The organism is Nocardia sp. NPDC087230 (assembly GCF_044744725.1).
In the GTDB taxonomy this organism is placed as follows: Bacteria; Actinomycetota; Actinomycetes; order Mycobacteriales; family Mycobacteriaceae; genus Nocardia; species Nocardia canadensis.
On record NZ_JBIUYV010000003.1, the window covers coordinates 494,743 to 521,458 of the forward strand.

At 71.2% G+C, this 26,716-nt stretch carries 17 protein-coding genes and 1 pseudogene; 14 read left to right on the top strand and 4 right to left on the bottom strand.

The genetic code is table 11. The annotated features are described in order from the left end of the window. Positions 1-2,069: 2,069 nt before the first annotated feature. The gene (locus ACIO52_RS14425; protein WP_316575260.1) at positions 2,070-2,582 is read right to left on the bottom strand and encodes a L,D-transpeptidase; all 513 of its coding nucleotides are present in this window, start codon (positions 2,580-2,582) and stop codon (positions 2,070-2,072) included. Positions 2,583-3,179: 597 nt separating this feature from the next. On the opposite strand from ACIO52_RS14425, the gene ACIO52_RS14430 reads away from it, so the two are divergent. After that, the gene (locus ACIO52_RS14430) at positions 3,180-3,881 is read left to right on the top strand and encodes a TetR family transcriptional regulator (protein WP_402644142.1); all 702 of its coding nucleotides are present in this window, start codon (positions 3,180-3,182) and stop codon (positions 3,879-3,881) included. A 272-nt stretch (positions 3,882-4,153) separates the two neighbouring features. Beyond that, positions 4,154-4,537 carry a PaaI family thioesterase gene (locus ACIO52_RS14435; RefSeq protein ID WP_316575404.1) on the top strand — a complete coding sequence of 128 codons (384 nt, stop codon included), beginning with the start codon at positions 4,154-4,156 and terminating at the stop codon, positions 4,535-4,537. On the opposite strand, the gene ACIO52_RS14440 is transcribed toward ACIO52_RS14435, so the two are convergent. Together ACIO52_RS14440 and ACIO52_RS14445 are read right to left on the bottom strand one after the other, a co-directional pair. Next, positions 4,517-4,807, bottom strand: a complete 291-nt coding sequence (locus tag ACIO52_RS14440; RefSeq protein ID WP_402644462.1) for a hypothetical protein — start codon at positions 4,805-4,807, stop codon at positions 4,517-4,519. The two genes, ACIO52_RS14435 and ACIO52_RS14440, sit on opposite strands and share 21 nt — an antisense overlap. 115 nt (positions 4,808-4,922) lie before the next feature. Beyond that, a pseudogene (locus ACIO52_RS14445) lies at positions 4,923-5,114 on the bottom strand (DNA polymerase III); the annotation flags it as partial. Positions 5,115-5,299: 185 nt separating this feature from the next. Between ACIO52_RS14445 and ACIO52_RS14450 the strand changes: the two are divergent. Genes ACIO52_RS14450 through ACIO52_RS14460 form a run of 3 tightly spaced genes read left to right on the top strand, consistent with a single transcriptional unit; the run spans position 5,300 to position 7,672 of the window. Then, positions 5,300-5,602: an urease subunit gamma gene (locus tag ACIO52_RS14450; protein ID WP_218716289.1), complete on the top strand. Its 303-nt coding sequence runs from the start codon at positions 5,300-5,302 to the stop codon at positions 5,600-5,602. A 9-nt stretch (positions 5,603-5,611) separates the two neighbouring features. Beyond that, entirely contained in the window at positions 5,612-5,923 is a 312-nt protein-coding gene (locus ACIO52_RS14455) for an urease subunit beta (RefSeq protein ID WP_342801995.1), read from the top strand. A gap of 27 nt (positions 5,924-5,950) precedes the next feature. Beyond that, positions 5,951-7,672 (top strand): urease subunit alpha, encoded by a 1,722-nt coding sequence (locus ACIO52_RS14460; RefSeq protein WP_218716287.1) that lies wholly within the window; start codon positions 5,951-5,953, stop codon positions 7,670-7,672. Positions 7,673-7,727: 55 nt separating this feature from the next. On the opposite strand, the gene ACIO52_RS14465 is transcribed toward ACIO52_RS14460, so the two are convergent. Beyond that, complete coding sequence (locus ACIO52_RS14465) at positions 7,728-9,035, bottom strand: lipase family protein (protein WP_218716286.1); 1,308 nt, start codon at positions 9,033-9,035, stop codon at positions 7,728-7,730. 253 nt (positions 9,036-9,288) lie between these two features. On the opposite strand from ACIO52_RS14465, the gene ACIO52_RS14470 reads away from it, so the two are divergent. From ACIO52_RS14470 to accD, 9 genes are all read left to right on the top strand, one after another. Then, complete coding sequence (locus tag ACIO52_RS14470) at positions 9,289-9,960, top strand: O-methyltransferase (RefSeq protein ID WP_218716285.1); 672 nt, start codon at positions 9,289-9,291, stop codon at positions 9,958-9,960. A 220-nt stretch (positions 9,961-10,180) separates the two neighbouring features. Continuing rightward, positions 10,181-11,104 carry a LysR family transcriptional regulator gene (locus ACIO52_RS14475; RefSeq protein ID WP_218716284.1) on the top strand — a complete coding sequence of 308 codons (924 nt, stop codon included), beginning with the start codon at positions 10,181-10,183 and terminating at the stop codon, positions 11,102-11,104. Between the two features lie 96 nt (positions 11,105-11,200). Continuing rightward, on the top strand, positions 11,201-12,862 hold the full coding sequence (locus ACIO52_RS14480) for an AMP-dependent synthetase/ligase (RefSeq protein WP_218716298.1): 1,662 nt from the start codon (positions 11,201-11,203) through the stop codon (positions 12,860-12,862). Positions 12,863-13,003: 141 nt separating this feature from the next. Continuing rightward, positions 13,004-14,254, top strand: coding sequence for an NAD(P)/FAD-dependent oxidoreductase (locus ACIO52_RS14485; protein WP_218716283.1), 1,251 nt, complete (start codon positions 13,004-13,006; stop codon positions 14,252-14,254). Between the two features lie 73 nt (positions 14,255-14,327). Then, positions 14,328-14,933: an SGNH/GDSL hydrolase family protein gene (locus tag ACIO52_RS14490; protein WP_218716282.1), complete on the top strand. Its 606-nt coding sequence runs from the start codon at positions 14,328-14,330 to the stop codon at positions 14,931-14,933. A gap of 34 nt (positions 14,934-14,967) precedes the next feature. Further along, positions 14,968-21,276 (top strand): beta-ketoacyl synthase N-terminal-like domain-containing protein, encoded by a 6,309-nt coding sequence (locus ACIO52_RS14495; RefSeq protein ID WP_402644149.1) that lies wholly within the window; start codon positions 14,968-14,970, stop codon positions 21,274-21,276. Next, positions 21,273-23,456, top strand: coding sequence for a beta-ketoacyl synthase (locus ACIO52_RS14500; RefSeq protein WP_402644151.1), 2,184 nt, complete (start codon positions 21,273-21,275; stop codon positions 23,454-23,456). Before ACIO52_RS14495 ends, ACIO52_RS14500 begins: the two co-directional genes overlap by 4 nt. Beyond that, complete coding sequence (locus ACIO52_RS14505; protein ID WP_402644154.1) at positions 23,456-25,021, top strand: PfaD family polyunsaturated fatty acid/polyketide biosynthesis protein; 1,566 nt, start codon at positions 23,456-23,458, stop codon at positions 25,019-25,021. The genes ACIO52_RS14500 and ACIO52_RS14505 overlap by 1 nt, the downstream gene beginning before the upstream one ends. Next, a complete protein-coding gene (gene accD, locus ACIO52_RS14510; RefSeq protein ID WP_402644157.1) occupies positions 25,018-26,706 on the top strand; it encodes an acetyl-CoA carboxylase, carboxyltransferase subunit beta in 1,689 nt (562 codons plus the stop codon). Before ACIO52_RS14505 ends, accD begins: the two co-directional genes overlap by 4 nt. The last annotated feature ends 10 nt before the right edge of the window (positions 26,707-26,716 follow it).

Genomic DNA, 26,716 nt, shown 5'->3' on the forward strand with positions numbered 1-26,716 from the left:
ACTTCTCGGGCGGATGCGGGGGCGGGCCGGTGGGCGGCCTGCCCCCACACCGCGCTGAAACTACGTGCGCTGGTGATTATTTGCCCGGGGTGGGCGTGCCACCGCTGACGGTGATCAGCGCCTGGATGAAGGGCAGCGCGGCATTGCTGAGGCTGCCGGCGCCGGTCTCCAGCAGTTCGTAGAGGGAACCCATGTCGTACTCCTGAGGGTCGGTGGGGTGGGCGGTTTACGGGAAGAAGGCTTCTACCGAGCCCAGGAAGACGGCGAGCAGGCCGTCACCTTCGGCCGCGGAACCCAAGCCCGCGATCGCCGCCATCATCAGCTCTGTCAACGAACCCATGGTCGAACTCCTTGCTTGATTGTCGAGAAACCTGAGGTCAGCGGGTGGATCAGCCGCCGATGGGCGTGCCACCGCTCAGGGAGATCAGCGCCTGGACGAGGGGCAGGGTGGTATCGCCGAGACTGGCCATGCCGGTCGCGAACATTTCGTAGAGGGAACCCATGTATTACTCCTGCGGGTGTTTTCGGATTACGGGAAGAACGCTTCGACGGAGCCCAGGAAGGTCTCGAGCAGAAGATCTCCTTGGTTCGCGGAAGCCATTCCTCCCAGTACGCCGAGTAGCAGCTCATCGAACGAGCCCATGCAGTATCTCCTTGCGCTGTTGTCATGCCCCCGAAAATGGGGTGGTCCCTCTTCCTGGGGCGGTCATCACGTCGTAACTCGATGTGATGCCGGTAACGTAGCGCTGCCGCCACAGTGTGGCAACCCGCTGTTTCACTCATGGTGATTCGTTCATTCTTTTCTTTCCTTCTGGAAGCTCCCCGACGATTGCCGTCGGGCATGGCGGAGCTACGTGTGACCTGTGGTTACGGCGACTGTCTGGTACGGCGACTCCGGGTGGACGCTGCGAACGGAGCTGTTCACGACGAGTGCGTCAAGTGGGGTGGATTTCGACCTGTGGTCGGCCTGATCTGCGATGAGTCGTCGTCGCGGGTGGGGCGGAGGGAGTTCCGATGGTGGCACTCGCGATGGGGGGCGGTGTGCTGCGGGGGCACCACCGCAGCGCCTGAAGTGGGCGGACGTGTGGCAACCGTCGCGCACCGGCCTGTTCGCCGGTCCCCACTTTCCGCGGATTCGAGCAGTGTTCGGCATCCTCATTCTTCTCGCCGCGCGGTGTTGATCAGTTATTCGGTTCAGCTATTGATGCTGTGCTGCTCGGGCGAGAGAGGTGGCCGGAAACGGGGCGGAGGCGGACCGTGACCGGCCCGCCCCCGCGCTGTTTCGCTGTGTGCTATTTACCCGGCGTCGGCGTGCCGCCGCTGACGGTGATCAGCGCCTGGATGAAAGGCAGCACGGCATCGCTCAAACTGCCCGCGCCGGTCTGCATCAATTCGTAGAGAGATCCCATGGTTATTGTCCTTGCCTCGGGAGGGTCGCCGGACTCGTCGACGAGTCCGGCAGGGGGGTGTCACCGGCAGTTTTTACGGGAAGAATGCCTCGACGGAGCCGAGGAAGACCGCCAGGAGTCCATCGCCCTCGACCATCGAACCCAATCCCGCAATGGCGGCCATCATTATCTCGGTCAGCGAACCCATGGTAAATCTCCTTGCATGATCGATGAGCATCCCGCCGGAAATGGAGGACCCGTCGGCCGGGATGGGGATCACAATCAGATCTCCTCTGCTGTGATGTGGGTAACGTAGCCCCGCTCATTTCCCTCGGCAAGGAAATCGGCCGATTCGCGAAATTCGAATCCAGATACTTCCTGGTGGAACTACTGGCCGGTAGTGGTGTCCTGTCACAGCCGATCGCGGCGTGACCTGTGCCGACGACCGGTCCCGTCAGGTCGACGGCGAACAATCACGTTCGCCGTCGACGCCGTCAATCCCCCTGGCGAGGAGCACGCCGGAGACGTGCCGGAATCCGGTACTGGCGGCTCACCGCGACCCTCACCGGCCCACGGTGACCTCCGGTGCCGCCCACCTCTGGCTCTTCGACGCGCTGACCGTGTCGGTGGCATGAGAAAGGGGAGGCCGATGATCCGGCCTCCCCTTCGGTTCGCGACGACTCAGGGCACCACTTCGACGACGTCGCCCGGTTCCAGCCACTCGTAGTGCGCCTTGGCGCCTTCGGGCGTCAGCCGGATGCAGCCGTGGGACTGCTCCTCGGTGGGCCCGATGTGATAGGCGATGTCGCCGTTGAAGAACACCGCGTACTCCATCGGCGCGTTGTGCAGGGTGCTCCAGTGGAACGGCTTCTTGAACGCCACCTTGAAGACGCCGGGCGGGGTCTCGTAACCCGGACGGCCGTGCGACATCGGGGTCGGCCCGTAGGTCACCTTGCCGTTGTCCATCAGCCAGGCATTGTTGGTGGACAGCTGCAGGCAGGCGCGCGCCTTCTCACTACACGGCGCGACCACCGGCTCCGGCGGCGGCGCGGGAATGATCGCCGGAACGCCGGGCACATCGGGACCGCCGGGCCACAGCGGCTCGGCCTGCACCGGTGCCGCGACGGCGGCACCGGCGACGGCCGCGCACATGGCCGCTTGCGCGGCCCAGCGGGGGATACGACTACTACTCACGAAATCTTGCCTCTCTCGCCGCGCCCACCCCTGGCCGTCGTGCGCCCAGAACATGAGCTTTCAACATCGACACAAGCCTCGGAAACATAGAGGTAGGTGTGATCATGGAGTATTGCGATCGTGTTGAGCAAGCCCACGCGGCCGGCTGCGGCGTGCCGTCACGCGGCCCGCGCGCTCTCCGGCCGGAACGCCCGGGCGACCAACGGCGGCCGCATCGTCAGCGGGTGAGCTGATTGCGCAGCCAGGGGGCGGTTTCGACGCCGGGACCCGCAGGGCGCCGCTCGCGCTGACCGACTGCGCGGTGGCGTGCAACCCCCCGCTCGTCGCGGGCAGCACGCCCGTGGCGTCGGCGATGCGCACCGCGCGGGTCGACGCCGTTGCCGCCGGGACGCGGCTCGGGTGCGAGTTCGACGGCCGTCGGTTCGGCGTCGGGCCGGGCGAGCCGGTAGGCGAGGGTGGGCCTGCCGATGCCGGCGCCGGAGCTGAGAGGGCGTGGACGGGTCGGCGTGGTGACTCTCCGCGAAGGGGCTGACCCATGGTTAGTCCCCGCGCGGTAGATTCTGACCGCCGGTCAGTGAAGGGCGCTAGGATGTCGCGATGACCGACGAGCGGATGCCGGGTACCCGCGAGCGCATCCTGATGGTCGCCCTGGAACTGTTCGGTGCGCACGGATACCACCGCACCACGGTCCGGGCGATCGCCGATCGGCTGGATATCTCCAAAGCTGGTGTGCTCTATCACTTTCCGAGCAAAGACGACATCCTCGCCGGACTCGCCGAGCCGCTGCTCGCCGCTATGGCGGCGGCGGTCGCCGAGGCCGCCCACCCCGATCCGCGCACGGCCCGGCGGCGCGTCCTCGAAGGGCTGCTCGACGTCTTCCTCGAACACCGGTATCTGTTGCGGCTCACCATGAACGACCTGGCCCTCGCCGCGCCGGGCGCGATCTTCGAGCGGTTCCGTGCCACGATGCTGGCCGCGCACCGGCTCGTCGCCGGGCCGAGTCCGGCGCTGGCCGACCGGGTTCGCGCGGCGCAAGCGCTGGGCGCGCTCAGCGATCCGGTGGTGGTGTTCGCCGCGGAATCACCCGGCGACCTGCGGGCAGAGGTGCTGGCCGGGGTGGAACTGCTCTATCCCGTGGACGCCGGTCGGGTGGTCGCCACGCGCGGGCGCCCGGCGGCGCTGGACGCGGAACGCATCGCCACCGCGCGCCGGATGAGCGCGGTGGAACAGCGCAGCGCCACCGAGATCGCGGCCGCGCTCGGCGTCTCTCGCGCGACGGTGTACCGGTATCTCCAATAGATGATTATGAGACTCTTTGTGAGACAGATGAGACGAGTCGGGGTGAGGGTTGACCACTTAGGTAAGCCTGACCTATGCTCATCTCGGCGTATGGATGAGCCGGTGGTCCCGAGGGCTGCGGTCGACCCCCTCATTCCTGCCGCGGCGGGCTCCGTCCCAGTGACGGGGTCCGCCGCTTCGTCTCCCGGGGTGTCGGCCGCCGAATTCGATGGTGTAGACCGGAACGTATGACCGACAACACCCTGTCTCTGGCCGAGATCACCCCGGAGCTGATGACCAAGGCCAGCGAAGGTACCTTCACCGATCTGATCGGTTTGCGCTACACGGAGGTGAGCCCCGACCGGGTGCGCGGCGAATGGGAGGTGCGCCCGCAGTTGCACCAGCCCGCGGGCATCCAGAACGGCGGCGTCTACTGCACCGTCATCGAGACCCTGGCCAGCGTGGGCGCCGGCGTCTGGTTCGGCGAGCGCGGCTCGGTCGTCGGTGTCAACAACAACACCGACTTCCTGCGCGCGGTCCGCGAGGGCGTCCTCACCGGCGAGGCCACCCCCCTCCACCGCGGCCGCAGCCAGCAGCTGTGGGTCGTGGTGATCACCGACGCCGAGGGCCGCACCGTCGCCCGCGGCCAGGTCCGCCTACAGAATCTCGCCGCCTGACCCCACTCCTTCCGTGGTGACCCGCCACCCCTCGCGGCCGGGCACGTCGACGACCAGCGCCCCGATGTTCCACGCGTCGTCCTCGCCGCGATGGTGGCGGCCCTCGAGCGGCAACCCGGCGATGCGGAGCGCCCCCGCCATGCCCTGCCGCTTGCGCAACCCGTAGCTCTCGGCGAAGACCTGCTCGGCGTTGGTGTGCCGGCCACGGAAGGGATACCGCACGCCCGTGGCCGCGCACTGCGCGAGGAACTTGCTTGCGGTCGTAGTCACCCCAGCTCGCCCACGGCCGCGACCCCGAGTCGAACTCGGTTGCCGGCAACCGGCAGGCCTCGGCGAACGTGACACCCCCGTCGACCTGCTCCTGCGTGGGGCCGGTCAGCTCCGTGCAGAACGCGCTCACCGTCGACCGCGCGGGCCGCACGAGAATCCCGTGCCTGCGCACCCGCTTCCGCATCCCGAGATCGACCACGGTGAGTCCGATCTCGATGATCTCGCCGCACTGCCCCGACGGCACCGCGCCCGCCCAGCACGTCGCCTCCACGTCGACCACATCGAGCAGCCCGGTCCCTTCGTCCATGCCGAGCGACGTCAGGCGCGGGTCGCGCGGCGTGCCACCGATTTCGACCTCGGTGCCGGAGTGCGGGTTCGGGACCGGCCGATGGGAGAGACCGAGCGGTCGGTAATCGTGTCGGGTGGACGGGCGAGGGCGCGTCGGGCGTGTCAGAATGTCGGACACCCGTCCACGATCCGCGAGGAGACCCGATGCGCCTGTCGCCGCACGAGCAGGAACGGCTGCTGCTGAGCTACGCGGCCGAACTCGCCCGCCGCAGGCAGGCGCGGGGACTCAAGCTCAACCACCCCGAGGCGGTCGCCCTGATCACCGATCACGTGCTCGAAGGGGCGCGGGACGGGCGGACCGTGGCCGAGCTGATGTCCTCGGGCCGCTCGGTGCTCACCCGCGACGACGTCATGGACGGGGTGCCGGAGATGATCCACGACGTGCAGGTCGAGGCGACCTTCCCCGACGGCACCAAACTCGTCACCGTGCACCACCCGATCGGATAGGCGAGGTCCATGATTCCCGGTGAATACCTCTGTGCCGAGGGCACGATCGAACTCAACGCGGGCGCGGTGCGCCTCGCGCTCGACGTCGTCAACACCGGCGACCGCCCCGTCCAGGTCGGCAGCCACGTCCATTTCCCGCAGGCCAACGCCGCCTTGGACTTCGACCGCGCGGCCGCCCACGGCCACCGCCTCGACATCCCCGCCGGCACCGCTGTCCGCTTCGAACCCGGTCTGCCACAACGAGTCTCGCTGGTGCCGATCGGCGGCACCCGCGAGGTGTACGGGATCAGCGCCGACCCGCCGGGCCGCCTCGATGCGTGAGAACACGACCTCTTCGGGAGAGAACCGATGACCGAACTGAGCCGCGCCCGCTACGCCGAACTGTTCGGGCCGACCACCGGCGACCGCATCCGGCTCGCCGACACCGACCTGATCATCGAGATCACCGAGGACCGCAGCGGCGGACCGGGACTCGCCGGTGAGGAAGCCGTCTTCGGCGGCGGCAAGGTGCTGCGCGAGTCGATGGGCCAGTCCCGGGCCACCCGCGCCGACGGCGCCCCCGACACCGTCATCACCGGCGTGGTGATCATCGACCACTGGGGCATCATCAAGGCCGACGTCGGCATCCGCGACGGCCGCATCTGCGGCATCGGCAAGGCGGGCAACCCCGACACCATGTCGGGCGTGCACCCGGACCTGGTCGTCGGCCCGTCGACGGAGATCATCGCGGGCAACGGCCGCATCCTCACCGCGGGCGCCATCGACTGTCACGTGCACTTCATCTGTCCGCAGCTGCTCGACGAGGCGCTCGGCGGCGGCATCACCACGCTCATCGGCGGCGGCACCGGCCCGGCCGAGGGCTCCAAGGCCACCACCGTCACCCCCGGCTCCTGGCACCTGGCCCGGATGCTGGAAGCGCTGGACCACTGGCCGATGAACATCGTGCTGCTCGGCAAGGGCAACACGGTCAGCCAGGAATCCATGTGGGAGCAGTTGCGCGGCGGCGCTTCGGGTTTCAAGCTGCACGAGGACTGGGGTTCCACGCCCGCCGCGATCGATGCCTGCCTCACCGTCGCCGACGCGGCGGGGGTGCAGGTGGCGCTGCACTCGGACACGTTGAACGAGGCCGGTTTCGTCGAGGACACCCTGGCCGCCATCGCCGGCCGCGGCATCCACGCCTATCACACCGAGGGCGCGGGCGGCGGGCACGCGCCCGACATCATCACCGTCGCCTCGCATCCGAACGTGCTGCCCAGTTCCACCAACCCCACCCGGCCGCACACGGTCAACACCCTCGACGAGCACCTCGACATGCTCATGGTGTGTCACCACCTGAGCCCGTCGATCCCCGAGGATCTGGCCTTCGCCGAATCGCGGATCCGCCCGTCCACCATCGCCGCCGAGGACCTGCTGCACGACCTGGGCGCCATCTCGATGATCGGCTCGGACTCGCAGGCCATGGGCCGCATCGGCGAGGTGGTGATGCGCACCTGGCAGACCGCGCACGTGATGAAGCGCCGCCGTGGCGCCCTGCCCGGCGACGGCGCGGCCGACAACGCCCGCGTGCAGCGCTACATCGCGAAATACACCATCTGCCCGGCGGTCTCGCACGGCCTCGACGACGAGATCGGCTCGGTGGAGGTCGGCAAACTGGCCGATCTGGTGCTGTGGGAGCCCGCCTTCTTCGGTGTCCGCCCGCACGCGGTGCTCAAGGGCGGCATGATCGCCTGGGCCGCGATGGGTGACGCCAACGCCTCCATCCCGACCCCGCAGCCGGTGCTGCCGCGGCCGATGTTCGGCGCCGCGGCGCCCGCCGCCGCGGCCACCTCGCTGCACTTCGTCTCCGAGCAGGCCATCGACGACGGTCTCGCGAACCGGCTGGCCGTGCGCCGGAAGCTGGTGCCGGTCAAGAACGTCCGCCGGGTCACCAAGGCCGACATGCCGCGCAACGACGCCATGCCGCGCATCGAGGTGGACCCCGACACCTTCACCGTCCGGGTCGACGGCGAGGTGTGGGCCGAGGACCCGGCCACCGAACTGCCGATGGCCCAGCGCTACTTCCTGTTCTGAGACCGGACACGACAACGGGGCCCGCGCCGTTGCGGGCCCCGTTGCCGTGCGGCGCTCAGTCGAACGAGCAGCCGCCGACCGGCTTGTCCGCAAGCCGGTCGAGCAGGTAGGTCACCGCGTTGTCGGGACCGAAGCCGTCGATCAGTTCCGGACCGAAGTGGTTCGGGATGGTCGTGCCGGGCAGGATCGGCGGCAGTTCGTTGGTGCGGAAGGTGACCGTGGCGCCCTGCCCGCACCAGTCCTCGGCGAGCCGCCGGGCCTGGCCGTAAGGGACGGTGTCGTCGTTGCGACCGCTGGTGATCAGCACCGGGGTGGTCGGCGTGGTGCTGCCCAGGCGCAGTTCCGCCAGTACGGGCGCGGCCTCGGGGATCTCGGCGAGGTGCTCGGTGAGCGAACGCCCGTCCACGGTCAGCGAATTCGTCCGCAGGAACGGGTGATAGGTGATCAGGTCGGCGACGCACGAGTCGCTCAGCGTGGCGAGCATGGCGCGGCCCTGCGGGCTGGTCACCCGGTCGACGGCCTGCTCGAGTTCGGGGTAGCGGGCGAGCATGCCGTTGACGGCGAACCCGATCGCGCCGCCGATCAGCGCGCCGTCGATGCGCTCGAGGATGGCCGACAGGTCGGCGACCGGTCCACCGGCCCAGGTGCCCTTGAGATTCAGCTCCGGCGCGTAGCTGGGCGCCATCTCCGCCGCCGCCGCGGTGGCACCGCCGCCCTGGGAGTATCCCCACAGCACCAGGGGCGTCTCGGGTCCGACCCCGCCGAGCGCGTTCGCGGCACGAGCGCCGTCGAGGATCGCGTGGCCGCTCTCGAACCGGTTGGCGTAGGTGTGGATGCCGGGGGTGCCCAGACCGATGTAGTCGGTGATCAGCACCCGCGCGCCGAGCGCGCTCCACACCGCCGAGGACGGCAGTTCCTGATTCGCCGAGAGCCCGAGCGGATCGGCGGTCACCGAGACGCCGGTCGAGAACGCCACCGACATCGCGCACCGGTCGCCCTGGCCGGAGGTGCCGGGACCGATGACCACGGTCGGCCGTGGACCGGCGCCCTGCCACGGGTTCTTCGGCTCGATATAGGTGCCGGTGACGGCGACGGGGGAGCCGTCCTGCAACCGGCTGGTGTACATCACGTGCTGGGCCTGGGTCGGCCAGCCCGCCGCGGTCGGCGGCGTCGCGAGGATCGTCATCGGCTGGGTCTTCACGATCGCGCCCGGCGCCTGGGGGATCTGCGCGGGCGGCACGTAGAACGCGCTGACCGGCTCCGCGGCGACCTGCGTGCCGACCACCCCCGACCCGGCCACCGCGGCCAGACAGGCCAGTGCGGTCACCGCCGCCCGGCGCGCCAGCGATCGTGCTTGCTGCATACCACTCCCATCGATGCCACCGCCGCACCGTCGCGACTGTGTCCCCGGCCGCGTCGGAGCGGATTCATGACGCACGTCACGCCGCAGCGGCCGACCGAACGGTAACACTGTTACTGCACGCCGGGAACCCCGGGTCGGGGATGTGCTCCGTCCGGCGGTGCCGGGCGGCGAGCGCATCTGCGGGAGTGGGACATCCGGCTGCTCGCGCGGTCGAGAACAAGCCGAGGGCCGCCGACGGTGGCACACTGGCCCCATGACGGACAACGATTGGGCCGCTGTCGATCGCTATATCGTGGACGCGCTGGTCGGCGGCGACGGCGCGCCCGCATTGGCTGCCAACGCCGAAGCCGGACTGCCCGCGATCGATGTCTCGCCCCCACAGGGCAAGTTCCTGCACCTGCTCGCCCGGTCGACCGGCGCGCGGCGGATCCTCGAGATCGGCACGCTCGGCGGCTACAGCACCGAATGGCTGGCCAGGGCGGTCGGCGACGGCGGCACCGTGGTCACCCTCGAATTCGAGCCGCGCCACGCCAAGGTCGCCCGGGAGAACCTGGACCGGGCCGGAGTCGGGGCCAGGGTGGACATCCGGGTCGGCGCCGCGCTGGACACGCTGCCCGAGGTCGCCGAGGACACGACCGAACCGTTCGACCTGGTGTTCATCGACGCCGACAAGGTCAACAACGCCAACTACGTGCAGTGGGCGCTACGGCTGACCCGTCCCGGCTCGGTGATCATCGTCGACAACGTGGTGCGCCAGGGCGGATTGGCCGACGAGCACTCCGAGGACCCGAACGTGCGCGCGAGCCGCGAGCTCGTCGACCTGCTCGCCGCGGAGCCGAGCCTGGACGCGACGGTGCTGCAGACGGTCGGCGCGAAGGGCTGGGACGGCTTCGCCTACGCGGTGGTCAACGGCCCGGTCTCCTGAGCGCCATCCAGGGCGGCCGCGCGGTAGAGTGGGCGGTTCCCCGGTGCGCCGGTGGCGCGCCGTGTGTTTCGGCCGCACGCGCGCCGCGCCGGGGCGGCCACGCCGAATCCGGGGCGGGTTCACCCACCGGCAACGCGCATGGCGACTTCTGGGCGATCGGTATTCATCACGGGTTATCCGCTCTCGATAGCGTGGTGGTACTCGGAAGGAGCCCGGCGTCATGGAATTCCGACACCTCGTTTCGTTCATCACCATCGCCGAAGAGTTGCATTTCGGTCGCGCAGCGCAGCGCCTCCATCTGACCCAACCAAGTCTCAGTGCCCAGCTGCAGAAGCTGGAGAAGTCGCTCGGCGTCCAACTGGTCGCCCGCAACTCCCATGAGGTGCGGCTGACCCCGGCGGGACGGGAGTTCGAACTCCAGGCCCGCCAGATCGTCGCCCAGCTCGACCGTGCCGCCCAGGCGGCCAAGGCGACCGCCGAAGGTCGCGCGGGCAGTCTCAACATCGGCTACAACCTGCCTGCCAGCAGACACGTGCTGCCGGAGGCGCTGACCAGGATGACCGAACGACACCCCGACATCGTGGTGTCGCTGTGGGAGAAGCGGACCGGGCCCCAGCTGGCCGGTCTCGCCGACGGCTCACTCGATCTGGCCCTGGTCTACGGTCACCCCAGTACCGCGGACTTCCGGTATCGCCGCCTGCTGCACCGGGTTCCACTGGTGGCTGTCGTCGGACGACGACATCGGTGGGCGGACCGGCCAGGAGTCCCGTTCGCCGAACTACAGAATCAGGACTGTGTGCTGTTCGCGCGCGAGCAGTGTCCCGCGATGTACGACACGATCCTGCGCTCGGCCGCCGAGACCAGGATCTCGCTCAACGTCACGCATTCGGCCGACGACCCCGGCGCGACCGCGCACATGGTCTCGGTCCGTCCGCTCGTCGGATTCGCCTCGCTACCGCGGGCGATTTCGATGGGAATGGGAGTGGCGGGCAGTAGTTCGGTGGCGGTGAAATTGTTCGACCCGGTGCCGACCCTGGATTTGCACGCGGTGTGGCGTGCCGACGAGCCCAATCCCGCCGTCGCGCTGTTCCTGGAATGCATCGAATCGACACAGCTAGATGATGTCCGGGCATTGTCGGCGTGAACCCGTCGATAGGACATGACTTTCGCGCGGTAGGAACAGCGATGGCGGCGGCGACGGGAATGGTTGCCGCCGTGAAGAATTCAATTCGTGAACACAGTGTCTGTCACCGCGAACGGATTCGTTCCATCCGATACCTCCAGTCTGTATGCGATTGTTTCCGAAGCGGCACGGCGTGACCCCGCGCGCCATTCCCTGTGTGCCGTCGACGGAACCCAGCTGACCACCGGCGACCTCGACACCCGTGTCCGCGCGCTCGCCTCGGCCCTGCTCGACCGAGCGGTGGCCGCGGGCGATCGCGTGGCGGTGCTCGGGCGCACGAGCCTGGAATGGGCACTGCTCGACTGTGCCGCCGTCGCCATCGGCGCGGTGATCGTGCCGGTGTACCCGACCTCCTCACCCGCCCAGATCGAGCACATCCTGCGCGACAGCGGCAGCCGCTTCTTCGCGGCCGAGACCGCCGCCGACGCGGTCCGCCTGACCTCGGCGGGCGCCGACGGCGAGGTGTGGTCGTTCGACGAACTCGGCGCATGGTCCACCGGCCGAGACGGCGAGCACCCGGAGCTGGACGCGCGGATCGCCGCGGTCGGCGCCGGCGATCTGGCGATGATCGTCTACACCAGCGGCACCACCGGCTTGGCCAAGGGCTGCATGATCAGCCACCGCAACATGTACGTGACGGCCGCGAACACCGCCCGCCAGACCGGCACGCTGTTCGACGGCACCACCGCGCTGGCCCTGCCGCTGTCGCACGTGTTCGGCCAGACCATCCTGTTCGCCTGCCTCTACGGCGGCAGCCGCACCCACCTGCTGCCGGGCGTCCCGGACCTGGTGCCGGCGCTGGCCCGGCTGCGCCCCACCTTCCTGGCGCTGGTTCCCTACGCGCTGGAGAAGATCCGCAAGCACACCCGGGCCCTGCTCACCGAGGAGCAGGAGGCGGCGGCGGTCGAGCGCGGACTCGCCCTGCTGGCCGAGGGCGCGGCGCCGACCGCGACGAACGACGCCGTCTCGGCCGCGTTCGGCGGGCAGCTGCGTTACGTGATCTCCGGCGGCGCGTCGCTCGACGACACCACCGCGGGCTTCTACGCCGGTGTCGGCGTGGTGATCCTGAACTGCTACGGCCTCACCGAGGCGGCCACCGCGGTCACCGTCAGCGCGCCCGAGACCAACCGGGTCGGCACGGTCGGGCGTCCGATTCCCGGTACCGAGGTCGGCATCGGCGCCGACGGCGAGGTATTGGTGCGCGGTCCGCACGTCTCGCCCGGGTACTGGGGCGCGGCGGCCGATCAGCGGCCCGTCGACGAGCAGGGCTGGCTGCACACCGGCGACATCGGCGAGCTCGACGACGGCCACCTGCGAATCACCGGGCGCAAGAAGGAGATCCTGGTGACCTCCGGGGGCAAGAACGTCGCCCCGACCCTGCTCGAGGACCGGGTCCGGCTGCACCCGCTGGTGAGCAACTGCATGCTCGTCGGTGACGGGCGCCCGTTCGTGACCGCGCTGATCACCCTCGACGCCGATCGCGCCGCCAAGTGGCAGATCGACCATCCCGACGCGGAGCCGGCCACCGAGATCCAGGCCGCCGTCGACGACGCCAATTCCCTGGTGTCGCGCGCGGAATCCATTCGCGCGTTCCGTGTCGTCGACGGCGATTTCACCGTCGAGGCCGGGTTGCTCACCTCGTCGCTGAAATTGCGCAGGGCCGCGATCGCCGACGCCTATTCCGCGGAAATCGATCAGCTGTACATGTCGCGCGGGTAACGCGACGCGAAATTCCCCAGCCGTCCCGCCGACGATAGCCGGGACCGATCGGCCGATGAATAGCGGTGGCCCGCAGTGGTTTCCGCAATTCATCGGCGACAGACTCGAAATCGGAATTCGACCACCGAAAGTGATCACATCATGTATGACGTCATCGTCGTCGGAACCCGGGTCGCGGGCTCGCCCCTGGCCATGCTGCTGGCCCGTCAGGGCTACCGGGTGCTCGCCGTGGATCGCGCGACCTTTCCCAGCGACACCCCGTCCACGCACTACATCCACCAGGCCGGCCTCGGCTTTCTGAAGTCCTGGGGTCTGCTCGACACCGTCGTGGCCACCGGCTGCCCGCCGATCCGCCACCTCAACTTCACCTACACCGACATCGAGATCCCGGGCATGGCCGATCCGTCGGCCGACGGCATCGACGCCGTGTACTGCCCGCGCCGCACCGTGCTCGACAAGATCCTGGTCGACGCGGCGGGGGAGTCCGGCGCCGAGCTGATCGAGGGCTTCACCGTCACCGGCCTGCTGCGCGACGGCGACCGGGTCGCCGGTATCCGCGGCCGCGTCGGCGAGGGCCCCGAGCAGGAGTTCCGGGCCAGGCTGGTCGTCGGTGCCGACGGCGCGAACTCGATCGTCGCCAAGGAGGTCGGCGCGGCCACCTACGAGGGCTCGCCCGCCGCCTGCTTCGTCTACTACTCCTACTACGAGGGCGTCGACTGGGGCATGCACCACCGCACCGGCTTCGGCGAGCAGCAGTTCGCGTCCTGGCCGACCAACGACGGCCTGGCCCTGGTCGCGGTGATGCGCAAGCGCGACCGCTTCCGCGACTTCCGCACCGATCCCGACGCGGGCCTGCAGGAGATCGTCGACCAGGTCGACCCGGAGATCGGTGCGCGCCTGCGTGATACCGGCAAGCGCGTCGAGCCGTTCCGGCCGATGCTCTACCCGGACAACTACCGTCGCCAGTCCTTCGGCCCCGGCTGGGCCCTGGTCGGCGACGCCGGCTACCACAAGGATCCGTTCACCGGCTGGGGCATCACCGATGCCTTCAAGTACAGCCAGCTGCTGGCCGACCTGGTGCACGAAAGCCTCTCGGGCGCGCGGCCGTTCGAAGAGACCATGCCGGAGTACCAGCGCGAGCGCGACGCCCAGAGCGCCAGCACCTACGAGCTGACCCAGTCGATCTCCGACCTCACCCTGACGCCGTACTACGACTCGGTGTTCCGCGCCGCGAGCCTGAGCCCGCACTACTCGAAGAAGTTCTTCGGTCTGATCGCCGGGCTGTACCCGCCGGACAAGTTCTTCGGCGAGCAGGAGCTGGCCGCGCTCTACGAAGAGGTGAACTTCCCCGTCGCCGACCGGCACGTGGTCAACACCGGAGTCTCGGCATGAACGGTCAGCGCCCGGCGGTGGTAGCGCGGCGGCACCAGGCAGGGCACCCGTCGCTGCCGCGGGAGGTGGCGGCGTGATCGCGGCCGGCCTGACGGCGCTCGGCGACAGCTTCGTGGAAGGCCGGGGCGACCCGGCCGCGGCGGGCGGCTACCGGGGCTGGGTGTCGCGGCTGGGCGGCCAGCTCGGCCTGCGCCCCGCCACGATTCGCAACTTCGGCACCCACGGCGCCACCACCGGTGATGTCGTCGCGGGTCAGCTCGCGGCGGCGACGAGCGCCCGGGCCGGCCTCTACGGTGTGGTCGTCGGTGTGAACGACCTGGTCAGCGCCTACGACGAGGACCGGTTCGCCGACAATCTGCACACCATCTTCACCACCCTGCGGGCGGGCAGGGCCACCGTGTTCACGGCGACCTACCCCGACATCCCCGCCCGGCTGCCCGTCCCCGACGGCTTCCGCGCCCTGCTGCGTGAGCGTTTCGCCGTCGCCAACGAGGTGCTGGCCCGTGTCACCGCCGACACGGGCACCCTGCTGCTCGACATCGCGGCGCACCCCGACTGGGCCCGGCCGGAGGTGTGGACCGCCGACGGTCTGCACCCCAGTCCGGCGGGTCACCGCCTCTTCGCCGCCACCGCGGCCGAACTGATCTCGTCGACCACCGCCACCACTGTCGCCGCTTGAGTTTCGCGACTGCCCGTTTTCGAGAGGAAATTACGTGACGGACGAACGACGTCTGGCCCGCGACCCGATCGCCATCGTCGGGATGTCGGGTCTGCTGCCCAAGGCACACACCCACCGCGAGTACTGGCAGAACATCATCGACGGCGTCGACTGCACCTCCGAGGTGCCCGCGTCGCGCTGGAGCCTGGACGACTACTACGACGCCGACCGCTCGGCGCCGGACAAGACCTATTCGCGTCGTGGCGCTTTCCTGCCCGACGTCGAGTTCGACCCGCTGGAGTTCGGCATGCCGCCGAACCAGCTCGAGGTCACCAGCACCATGCAGACCCTGAGCCTGGGGGTCGCGCGGGATCTGCTGCTCGACGCGGGCGCGACCGGTTCGTCGTGGTACGACCCGGCCCGCACCGGCGTGGTGCTGGGCACCACCGGCCCGGTGCCGCTGATGCACCCGCTGGCCGCGCGCCTGTCGACCCCGGTGCTCGAGGAGGCGGCCCGCTCGGTCGGCCTGTCCGACAGCGACGTCGCGGAGATCTCGCGCCGGTTCGTGGCCGCGTTCGCGCCGTGGGAGGAGAACTCCTTTCCGGGCCTGCTCGCCAATGTGGTGGCGGGCCGGGTCGCCAACCGGCTCGGCCTCGGCGGCATCAACTGCACCGTCGACGCGGCGTGCGCGGCCTCGCTGGCCGCGATCCGCACCGCGATCGCCGAACTGCAGGACGGTCGCGCCGACATGATGATCACCGGTGGCGTCGACACCGAGAACTCGATCTTCATCTATCTGTGCTTCAGCAAGGTCGGCGCGTTGTCGCCGACCGGCCGGATCAGCCCGTTCTCCGCCGAGGCCGACGGCACCCTGCTCGGCGAGGGCATCACCATGCTGGCGCTGCGCAGGCTCGCCGACGCCCGCCGCGACGGCAACCGGATCTACGCGGTGATCCGCGGTCTCGGGTCCTCCAGCGACGGTCGCGCCAAGAGCATCTACGCCCCGGTCGCCGCCGGCCAGCGGGTGGCGCTGGAGCGCGCCTACGCCGACGCCGAATGCTCGCCCGCCGACGTGGAGCTGATCGAGGCGCACGCCACCGGTACCGCCGTCGGCGACAAGACCGAGCTGACCGCGCTGAAAGGCCTGCTCGCCGACGCGAGTTCGGAGACCGGGTTCGCCGCGCTGGGCAGTGTGAAGTCGCAGATCGGGCACACCAAGGGCGCCGCGGGCACCGCGGGCGTGATGAAGCTGGCCCTCGCCCTGCACCAGAAGATCCTGCCCTCGACGATCAACGTCGACGCGCCCAACAACGAGGTCGACGCCACCCGGACCCCGTTCTACGTCAACACCAGGACCCGGCCGTGGGTGCGCGACCCGCAGCGCCCGGTGCGCCGGGCCGCCGCCTCGGCGATGGGCTTCGGCGGCACCAACTTCCACCTCGTGCTCGAGGAGGCCGACGGCGAGCGCGGCCCGGTGCTGCACCGCGTCCCCCGCGCGCACCTGTGGCACGCGCCGGACGTGGCCGGCCTGATCGACGTGGTGCGCAGCACTCCGGGCACCGACGGCGGCGACATTCCCGCCGACCACGCCCGGATCGGTTTCGTCTCCGTCGACGCCGACACCGCCGCCGATCTGCGCGCGCTGGCCGTCGACGAGATGGTGCGCAATCCCGAAGCGGCGCACTGGGACCACCCCGAGGGCGTCTACTTCCGCGCCGCGGCGCTACCCGCCCCGAAGGTCGGCGTGCTGTTCGCAGGCCAGGGCAGCCAGTACGTGGACATGGGCCTGGACACCGCGCTCAACAACCCGCCCGTCGGCGCGGCCTTCGACGCTGCCAACGCCGCGTTCACCGGTGCCGCGCAGCGGATGGGCGCGGTGGTCTTCCCGCCGCCCGCGTTCACCGAACAGGACCGGGCGGACCAGGAATCCGCCCTGCGCCGTACCGCGTTCGCGCAGCCGGCGATCGGCGCGCTCGCCGCGGGCCAGTTCCGGGTGCTGACCGAGTTCGGTCTGCGTGCCCACGGGTACCTCGGCCACAGCTTCGGCGAACTGACCGCGCTGTGGGCCTCGGGCGCGCTGAGCACCGCGGACTTCTTCGCCCTGGCCCGGGCCCGCGGCGAGGCGATGACCGTCGCCGACGACGCCGAGGCGGGCACGATGGTGGCCGTCAACGCACCGCGCGAGGACGTCGCCGCGGTCCTGGCCGAGCTCGACGACGTGTGGATCTGCAACCACAACGCCCCCGATCAGATCGTGGTCGGCGGCGGCGGAGCGGGCATCGCCGCCTTCACCGCGCGCAGTGCCGAGAAGGGCTGGGCCACCCGGGATCTGCCGGTGGCGGCGGCCTTCCACACGCCCTACGTCGCGCACGCTGTCACCGAATTCGGTGCCGCCGTGGCCGAGGTCGACATCACCGAGCCGGACGCGCCGGTCTACGCCGACACCGCGGGCGCGTCCTACGGTGCCGACGTGGCCGCCAACCGGGCGACGCTCACCGCCCAGCTCAGCCAGCCGGTCGAGTTCGTCGACGCGCTGCGCGCCATGCACGCCGACGGATGCACCGTCTTCGTCGAATGCGGTCCCAAGCAGGTCCTCACCTCGCTGGTGCGCCGCACTCTCGGCGACGACGTGATCGCCTTCGCCACCGACACCGGTCCCATCGGCAACGGCGACGTCGCCCTCAAGCGCGCCGCGGTGCGCCTGGCCGTCCTCGGCGTCGAGATCGCCGGCATCAACCGCTACGCCGCCGGCGACGACGCGCGGCCCGCCCCCGCGGGCAACCGGATGACCGTGACCCTGTCGGCCCCGGAATACGTGCCCGACAGCCGCCGGGACGCCTACGCCGCGGCCCTGTCCGACGGCTACCGCGTGCACATCGAGGTGCCCGCATCCCCGCACCAGCCTGTGGTGCCACCGATCGTGGAGGAACAGCTCGTGACCATCCCCGCCCCCGGCCCGTCCGAGTACCGGACGACCGACTCGCTCGACACCGCCCTGGTGCAGCACCTCGACACGCACCGGCAGTACCTGGACGGACAGCTCGACCTGGCCCGCGGCCTGGCGGGCGCGCTGAGCAACGGCACGCTCGACGAGAACACCCTGCGCGCCATCGAAGCGGTGAAGGACCACGGCATCGCGATCAGCGAAAGCCACTCGCGGGCCAGTGATGTGCTCGCCCAGCTGGCCGAGCTCGAGGGCGGTGCGCCGATCTCGGGGACCCGCACCGTCGCCGCCGCCCGGCCCGCGCCGCGGGCGATCACCGCCGCGCCCGCCGTACCCGCGATCGCCGCCCAGGCTCCCGCGCCGACCAACGGGCACGCCGCCCAGCCCGTACCCGCCACGAACGGGTCGGTCGCCCACGCGGTTCCGACTGCCATCGCGCCGCAGGCCGCTCCTGCGGTCGCCACACCGCCGGTTGCCGCGCAGGCCGCTCCGGCCGCCGTCGCCCCGCAGCCCGCGGCTTCGGCTGGTGCGGTCACCGGTGACGCCGTCCGCGCGGCACTGCGCGAGGTCGTGGCCGACAAGACCGGCTACCCGGTCGAGATGGTCGACCCGACCATGGATCTGGAAGCCGACCTCGGCGTCGACTCGATCAAGCGCGTCCAGGTCATCGGCGCACTCCAGGAACGCTTCCCGTCGCTACCCAGCCTCGGCCCCGAGCAACTGGGCACCCTGCGCACTCTGGACCAGATCGCGGATCTGCTGGCCGGCGCGGACGCCACTTCCGCCGCGCCCGACGTCCCCGTGACCAGCGAGGCCGCCCCGGCCGACGACGCCACCAGCGCCGACACCCTGCGGCAGGCGCTGCGGGAAGTCGTCGCCGACAAAACCGGCTACCCGGTCGAGATGGTCGACCCGACCATGGATCTGGAAGCGGATCTGGGCGTGGACTCGATCAAGCGGGTCCAGGTGATCGGCGCTCTGCAGGAACGGTTTCCGAATCTGCCCAGCCTCGGACCCGAGCAACTCGGCACCCTGCGGTCGCTGGATCAGATCGTGGCCGAGCTGGCCGGGGGTGATGTCCACCCAAAAGCTGAGGCCGCGGCCGAAACGCCGCGGCACGTCGTCGAACTCGTCGAGCTGGCGCCGGTCGATCTCGCGGTCGATCCGTATCGCCCGGCGGGTCGCGCACTGGTGGTCTGCCTGGACGAATCCGCCGAGACCGACGGCGAGGCGATCGAAGAGGCACTGCGCGAACGCAGCTGGAGCGTGCAGCGGGTCGGCGCGGCCGACGCCGTGACCGGACCGGCGGACGTCTGCGTGGTCGTGGCCGGTGTCGCGTCGGAATGGGAGCAGGCCGAACGCGTCCTCACCGAGGCGATCCTGGTCGGCGGCCGGGTGCTGCCCGCGTTGCGCGGCGCGAGCGCCCGGGCGGGCTTTGTCACCGTCACCCGGCTCGACGGGCACCTGGGTCTGCTCGGTGACGCCGAGCCGGTGCCGGCGCTGCTCGGCGGGCTGGGCGGTCTGGTGAAGACCCTGGCCGCGGAGGAACCGGCCTTGTTCTGCCGGGCCCTCGACATCGCCCCCGCGGCGACGCCGGGGCGGGTGGCCCAGATCGTGCTCGAGGAACTGTGCGACGCGGCGATCGACACCGTCGAGGTCGGCGTCGACGGCTCCGGCCGCCGCCGCACGCCGGTGCCGAGCGGGCACAAGCCCGCCCTCACCACCGAGATCATCAGTGCCGCAGCAGAACTCGATCCGTCGGTGCTGACCGCCGACGACGTCCTGCTGGTGACCGGTGGCGCGCGCGGCGTCACCGCCACCTGTGTGCTCGCCCTCGCCGCGCACAGCGCCGCGCGCTTCGTCCTGCTCGGCCGGACCCAGCTCACCGACGAGCCCACCTGGGCGGTGGGGGTCGCCGACGGTGACCTCAAGCCGGCCGCCGTGCGGGCCCTGGCGGGCACCGGGGTCAAGCCCAAGGACATCGACCGGGCGTGCGGGGAGATCCGCGCGATCCGCGAAATCCGCGCCACCCTGGCCACGCTCGGCGACCGCGCCGACTACCTGGCCGTCGACGCCACCGACGCGGCCGCCCTCGCCGCGGCGATCGCGCCGTGGCGCGACACCGTCACCGGTGTCGTGCACGGCGCCGGTGTGCTGGCCGACTCGCTGATCCCGGACAAGACGGCGGACTCGATCGGGCGGGTGCTGCGTCCGAAGATCGGTGGTCTCGCCGCCGTGCTGGCCGCGGTGGGGGAGCCGAAGGATCTGGTGTTGTTCACCTCGGTGGCCGGGCTGTTCGGCAATACCGGGCAGGCCGACTACGCCGCCGCGAACGAGGCGCTGTGCCGCTTCGCGGTGAGCTGGCGGCGCAGGCATCCCGGCCACCGCGTCACCGCGCTGGACTGGGGCGCCTGGGACGGCGGCATGGTGACCGACGACCTGCGCGAGCACTTCCGCAGCCGCGGCATCCCGCTGCTCGCACCCGCCGCCGGTGCCGCCGCGTTCACCACGCAGTTCACCACGGCGCGCAGGCCCGAACCGGTCCTGCTGGTCGGGGCGGCTACCGCGCTGTCGACGGGCGAACGCCCGGCGACGCCGGTGCGGGCCCGCCGCGACGTCACCGATCTGGTCGACGAACCCGTGATCGCCGCGCACCGGATCGGCGAGCACATCGTGTTGCCCGCGACCTTCGGGCTCGGCGCGATGATCAACCTCGCGGAGCGAACCCGGCCGGGCCGCACCGTGATCGGAGTCCGCGACTACCAGGTGCTCAAGGGGCTCGTGTTCGATCATCCGGTCACCGCGCTGGAGATCGAGCTCGAACCGGTGGCCGATGTCGACGGCCGCACCGCGGTGCGCGCCACCGTCTTCGGTGACAAGGCCGCCCACTTCCGGGCGACCCTGCTGCTGGCGGCGGGGCCGGAGACGGCGGGCACCCAGCCGATCGTGGCCGGTCCTGGCGTCGACGCCGGACGGATCTACACCGATGCCGTCCAGTTCCACGCCCCCGCGCTCCAGGGGCTGCGCGGCATCCGCTCCGAGAGCGACAGCGCGATCGTGCTGGAGTGCTTCCTGCCCACCGGCCCGGTCGCCGACGGCGCCTACGCGGGCCGCCTGCACGATCCCGTCGCCGCCGACCTGATCCTGCAGGGACCGCCGGTCCTCGGCCACCGCCTGCTCGGCGCGGCCTGCCTGCCGCTGGGTGTCGGCCGGATCGACTACCACCACCCGCTGCCGACCACCGAACCGTTCGTCCTGGTGGTCGACAACCCGCGCGCCGGGCGGCTCGAAGCCCGCATCGACGCGACCGCGCTGGCCACCGACGGCACAGTGCTGCAGCGGTTCTCGGACGTCACGGTCCTCACGACGCCCGATCTGACGGAGAAGTTCCAGACCTCGGTGAGGGAGTGGACCCGATGACAGTCCTCGATTTCGACGGCGTCGCCTTCGACCCGGTCGGTGCGGTCGACGCACCGCCCGCGCCGCGGGCCCAGCCGACCACCACGTCCACCGCGCGGGCAATGTCGCCTGCGCCCACCGCCGAGAGCGCGCGGTACTCCGGTGCGCCGGTGCCCGATTCGGCCCTCGGCCCGATCGGCGAGCTGCGCACCGGCCTCGTCGCCGCCCACCGCGCGGCCCTCGGCGCGCAGGTCGCGCTCCAGCGGGCCCTGTGGCAGCGGGCGACCGGCGCCGCGCCGGCCGCCGACCGAGCCGTCGGCGGGGCGGAGTCGGCCGTCACCGCACAGGCTGCCGCGACGTCCCTCGGCCACCGAGCGGGGTCCGGCGCACCGGCCGGCTCAGCCGGCACGGCCCAGCTCACAGGCACAGGCCAGGCCGCTGGGGCGGGCCGGACCGACGGTGGCGAGTCGGGGGCGATCGGCCTCCGCAGCGCGGCGGCTGGTCCGGTGCCGCAGCCGGGCACCGGGGGAGCCGTGGCCGGCGAGGCCGGTTCGGCAACCTCTCCGGTAGCCAGGGAAGGCGCGTTCAAGCCGCTGGCGCGTACCGGGCGCACCCAGCTCGACCGCGCGGCCCTGGAATCACTGGCCCAGGGTGCGATCACCGAGGTGTTCGGACCCGGCCATCAGCGCGACGGTGTCGCGGTGGCCGCACGGCTCGCTGCCGGGGAACCGCTGGCGCTCACCGAGATCGCCTCGATCGAGCTCTACGGCGGAACCGGCGACGGTCGCGTGGTCGCCCACTACGACGGCGCGTTCGGCGCGGCCGCGCGTCAGGCCGCCGAGGTGTTCGCTCTGTTCACCGGTATGCACCTGTGTCTGTCGGGCAGCACACTGACCGGTGCCACCCCGGCGGTGTCCGGCGCGGCCCGCGGGACGCTCGAACTCGTCGTCACCGGCCTGGATCTCGTGCCCCGCCCGCACGTCGCGGCCACCGCGAGTGTCAGCGGTGGCGAGGCGAGCGTGGCGGTCCAGGTCACCGTCGCCGAACCCTCCGGCGCCGACGTCGGCCCGGGCCGGGCCGTGCCGGGCCTGCTGCTCAACGAGTTCCACATGACGCACCTGGCCCGCGGTGATCAGGCGATCGCGATGGGCCCGGAGTTCGCGGAGTACACCGGTGTGCGTGCGACCCGCCTGCCCACCGGCGGCCTGCTCCTGGTCGACCGGGTCCGCGACTTCGACGGTGCCCGAGGCACGCTCGACGCCGCGTCCTACACCACCGAGTACGACTCGCCCGCCGACTCCTGGTACTACGCCGACACGGCCAACGACTCCATGCCGCACTTCGTGTACATGGAGACCTCGCTGCAGGCCGCGCTGCTCATGGGTTACTACGCCGGGCCGACGCTGACCCAGCCGGGCGTCACTCTGAGCCTGCGCAATCTCGGCGGCACGGCCACCGTACTGCGCCAGGTCGACCTGCGCGACCGCACGATCGAGCAGTCCTCGCGGATGCTGTCGACGACGATCCTGCCCGGGTCCTCGCTGCAGACCTTCGACTACACGCTCAGCGTCGACGGTGAGCCGTTCTACACCGGCGAGACCATGTTCGGGTACTTCAGCGACGAGGCGCTGGCGAACCAGACCGGCCTGGACGCGGGCCGTCCCGCCCCGTCCTGGCTGGCCGAGCACCCGCGGGCCCAGGTCAGGACGATCGACGTGGCCGGCCGCCGCGCCGATCCGTCCGCACCGCTGTGCTCGCGCGGCACGCTGGCCCTGATCGACCGGATCGACGTGGTCGACGGCGGCGGCGAACACGGTGCGGGATACCTGCATTCGCTGCGCGCCATCGACCCCGACGACTGGTTCTTCGCCCGCCACTTCCACCTCGACCCGGTCATCCCCGGTTCGCTCGGCGTGGAATCGGTGATCCACGCCGTGCAGGAATGGCTCGTCGACGCCGGCCACGCCGCGGGCATGGCCGATCCGGTGTTCCGTATCCCCGCCGACATCCCGTTCAGCTGGCGCTATCGCGGCCAGTTCCTGCCCACCGACGGCACCGTCGAACTCGAGGCGCACATCAAGGAACTGCGCCGTGGTCCGCACGGGGTGACGGCGGTGGTGGACGGTTCGCTGTGGAAGCCGGGCCTGCGGATCTACGAAGTCACCGATCTGGCCGTCGAACTCGTCGATCGGAGGGCGTGATGACCACGATGCGCACCGCGGTGGCGAACACCGCCGAGGAGATCACCGCGCTGCTGCTCGATCTGGACGCCCCCGTCTGGATCGTCCGCACCGCGGACGGGGTCGGCGCCACCGCCGACCAGGCCGTGGCGGCCGGAGCCCAGGTGCTCGCCGCCGTCGGGCCGCTGCCGCCGCAACGGCTCGGCGACAGCGCGTTCCGCGCCGCGCACGGGGTCAGGGCGGCGTATGCCGCGGGCGCCATGGCCAATGGCATCGCCTCACCCGCCCTGGTGAAAGCCATGGCGCGCAACGGCTATCTGGCCGCCTACGGCGCGGCCGGAGTCCCGCCCGCCGCGGTCGACGCGGCGCTGGGCGAGCTGGCCCGGGAGCTGGGCGGACAGCCGTTCGCCTGCAACCTCATCCACAGTCCCAGCGAGCCCGCGCTGGAACGCGCCATCGTCGAGGCCTGCCTGCGCCACGACGTGCGCTGCGTGGAGGCCTCGGCCTTCATGGATCTCACCGCCGAGGTCGTGCGGTACCGGGCCGCCGGCCTCACGGTGGACCGGCAGGGCGGCATCGCGATCGGGCATCGGGTGATCGCCAAGGTGTCCCGGGTCGAGGTGGCCGAGCTGTTCCTGCGGCCCGCGCCCGCGCGGCTGTTGAGCGAGCTCGTCGCGGCGGGCCGGATCACCGCCGAGCAGGCCCGCCTCGCCGAGCGGGTGCCGATGGCCGACGACATCACCGCCGAGGCCGATTCCGGCGGCCACACCGACCGCCGACCGCTCACGGTCCTGCTGCCCGAACTGATCGCGGCCCGGGATCGCCTGGCCGCCACCGTGACCGGGGCCGACCGGGTGCGCATCGGTGCCGCGGGCGGTATCGGCACCCCCGATGCCGTCGCGGCCGCCTTCGGGCTCGGCGCGGCCTATGTGGTGACGGGGTCGGTCAACCAGTCGGCCGTCGAGGCGGCGCAATGCGGCGCTACCAAGACCTTGCTGGCCAGGGCCGAATTCGCCGACTGCGCCATGTCGCCGTCCTCGGACATGTTCGAACTCGGCGTGCAGGTCCAGGTGCTGCGGCGCGGCACCATGTTCGCCGCCCGAGCCCAGCGGCTCTACGACGCCTACCGCGCCTACGACGGTCTCGACGCTCTGCCCGCGACGCTGCGCGCCGAGCTCGAGTCCAGCCTGTTCCGCAGGCCGCTCGACGAGGTGTGGCAGGAGTGCGTGCGGTACTTCACCGAACGCGACCCGGCCCAGCTCGCCGGCGCCGAACAGGACCCGAAGGCGAAGATGGCGCTGGTGTTCCGCTGGTACCTCGGCCTGTCCTCGGGCTGGAGCATCCGCGGCGAGGCCGACCGGGTCGCCGACTACCAGATCTGGTGCGGGCCCGCGATGGGCGCCTTCAACACCTGGGCGGCGGGCACCTACCTGGCCGCGCCGGAGAACCGCGCCGTCGCCGACATCGCGGGACAGCTGCTGTTCGGCGCCGCCTACCTGACCCGCGTCGCCCAGCTGCGGACAGCGGGTGTCCGGCTGCCCGCGGCCAGTGCCCGTTACGTCCCACGCCCGCTGGAGGACCGATGACCATCGTCGAGACCGGAACCGCCACCACCGGCACCGCCTGGATGCTGTGCCCGGCCTGCGGGACGGTGATCTACGTCAAACGCTACGACCGGGCCGACCGGGTCTGCCCCGAATGCGACGACCACGGCATGCTCACCGCCGATCAGCGCATCGACCAACTGCTGGACGAGGATTCGGCCCGGCCGATCGTCACCGCGGCCACCGTCACCGATCCGCTGGGATTCGTCGACACCCGCCCGTACCCCGAGCGGGCCGAGCAGGCGCGCCGGGCGACCGGGCTGCCCGAGGCGATCCGCTGCGTGCGCGGCACCCTCGACGGCACGCCGATCGTGCTGGCGGTCATGGACTTCCGCTTCCTCGGCGGCAGTCTCGGCAGCGCGGTGGGCGAGGCGGTCACCGCCGCCGCCGAGGCGGCGCTGGCCGACCGCGCGCCCCTGGTGATCGTCACCGCCTCCGGTGGCGCGCGCATGCAGGAGGGCATTCTCGCGCTCATGCAGATGGCCAAGACCAGCCGCGCGCTGCGCCGTCTCGACGACGCGGGCGTGCTGACCGTCTCGATCATCACCGACCCGACCTACGGCGGTGTGGCCGCCTCCTTCGCCACCGCCACCGACATCATCATCGCCGAACCCGGCGCGCGTCTCGGCTTCGCGGGCCCACGAGTGATCCAGCAGACCATCGGCCAGATCCTGCCCGCCGGCTTCCAGACCGCCGAGTTCCTGCTCGACCACGGCATCGTCGACATGATCTGCCATCGTTCGGCACTGCGCGCCCGGCTGTCGCGGTTGGTCGCGATGACCACTCGCCCGTCGCGCCGCACCGAGCCCGCCGACACCGACGCCGTCATCACCGACCCGGCCGTGCTCGCCGCCCGCGGATCCTGGGACTGCGTGCGCGCGGCCCGCCAGCTCGGCAGGCCGACCACCCTGGACTACCTGGCTGCCGCCTTCGACGATTTCGTCGAGCTGCACGGCGACCGGATGTCGGCCGACTGCCCGGCCATGATCGCGGGCCTGGCCCGTCTCGACGGCCTGCCGGTCGTGGTGGTCGGGACCCAGAAGGGCCACACCGGCGCCGAACTGACCGAACGCAACTACGGCATGCCGACCCCGGCGGGCTACCGCAAGGCCGCCCGGGTGATGCGGCTGGCCGCCAAGCTCGGTCGCCCGGTCGTCGCGCTGGTCGACACCGCGGGCGCCTACCCCGGCATCGAGGCCGAGGAGCAGGGTCAGGCCGTGGCCATCGCCGAGTCGCTGAAACTGCTGGCCGGACTGCCCGTTCCGGTGGTCACCGTGATCACCGGCGAAGGCGGCAGCGGGGGAGCGCTCGCGCTCGCGCTGGCCGACCGGGTGCTGGTGTGCGAGAACGCGGTCTACTCGGTGATCAGCCCGGAAGGCTGCGCCGCCATCCTCTGGAAGGACCCGGCCGCCGCGCCGCGCGCGGCCGCCGCCCTGCGCGTCGAAGCGGCCGCCCTGCTCGAATTGGGCATCGCCGACGCGGTCGTTCCCGAGCCGGCGGGCGGGGCCGATCGCGATCCCGTCGGCGCGGCCGCGCTGCTGCGGCGCGCCGTGCGCCAGGCCGTGCACGAACTGCGCGCCTGGCCGACCGCCGAGCTGCTGGCCCAGCGCCACCGCCGATTCCGGGCCTACGGCCTGGCGCGTCCCGAGGCCGCGGCGACCCGATGACGGCCACGAT

Bases quoted from the DNA above. Each gene is read 5' to 3' on its own strand.
- ACIO52_RS14430 (WP_402644142.1), top strand. From the start codon at position 3,180: ATGACCGACGAGCGGATGCCGGGTACCCGCGAGCGCATCCTGATGGTC.
- ACIO52_RS14435 (WP_316575404.1), top strand. From the start codon at position 4,154: ATGACCAAGGCCAGCGAAGGTACCTTCACCGATCTGATCGGTTTGCGC.
- ACIO52_RS14450 (WP_218716289.1), top strand. From the start codon at position 5,300: ATGCGCCTGTCGCCGCACGAGCAGGAACGGCTGCTGCTGAGCTACGCG.
- ACIO52_RS14455 (WP_342801995.1), top strand. From the start codon at position 5,612: ATGATTCCCGGTGAATACCTCTGTGCCGAGGGCACGATCGAACTCAAC.
- ACIO52_RS14460 (WP_218716287.1), top strand. From the start codon at position 5,951: ATGACCGAACTGAGCCGCGCCCGCTACGCCGAACTGTTCGGGCCGACC.
- ACIO52_RS14465 (WP_218716286.1), bottom strand. From the start codon at position 9,035: ATGCAGCAAGCACGATCGCTGGCGCGCCGGGCGGCGGTGACCGCACTG.
- ACIO52_RS14470 (WP_218716285.1), top strand. From the start codon at position 9,289: ATGACGGACAACGATTGGGCCGCTGTCGATCGCTATATCGTGGACGCG.
- ACIO52_RS14475 (WP_218716284.1), top strand. From the start codon at position 10,181: ATGGAATTCCGACACCTCGTTTCGTTCATCACCATCGCCGAAGAGTTG.
- ACIO52_RS14485 (WP_218716283.1), top strand. From the start codon at position 13,004: ATGTATGACGTCATCGTCGTCGGAACCCGGGTCGCGGGCTCGCCCCTG.
- ACIO52_RS14500 (WP_402644151.1), top strand. From the start codon at position 21,273: ATGACAGTCCTCGATTTCGACGGCGTCGCCTTCGACCCGGTCGGTGCG.
- ACIO52_RS14505 (WP_402644154.1), top strand. From the start codon at position 23,456: ATGACCACGATGCGCACCGCGGTGGCGAACACCGCCGAGGAGATCACC.
- accD (WP_402644157.1), top strand. From the start codon at position 25,018: ATGACCATCGTCGAGACCGGAACCGCCACCACCGGCACCGCCTGGATG.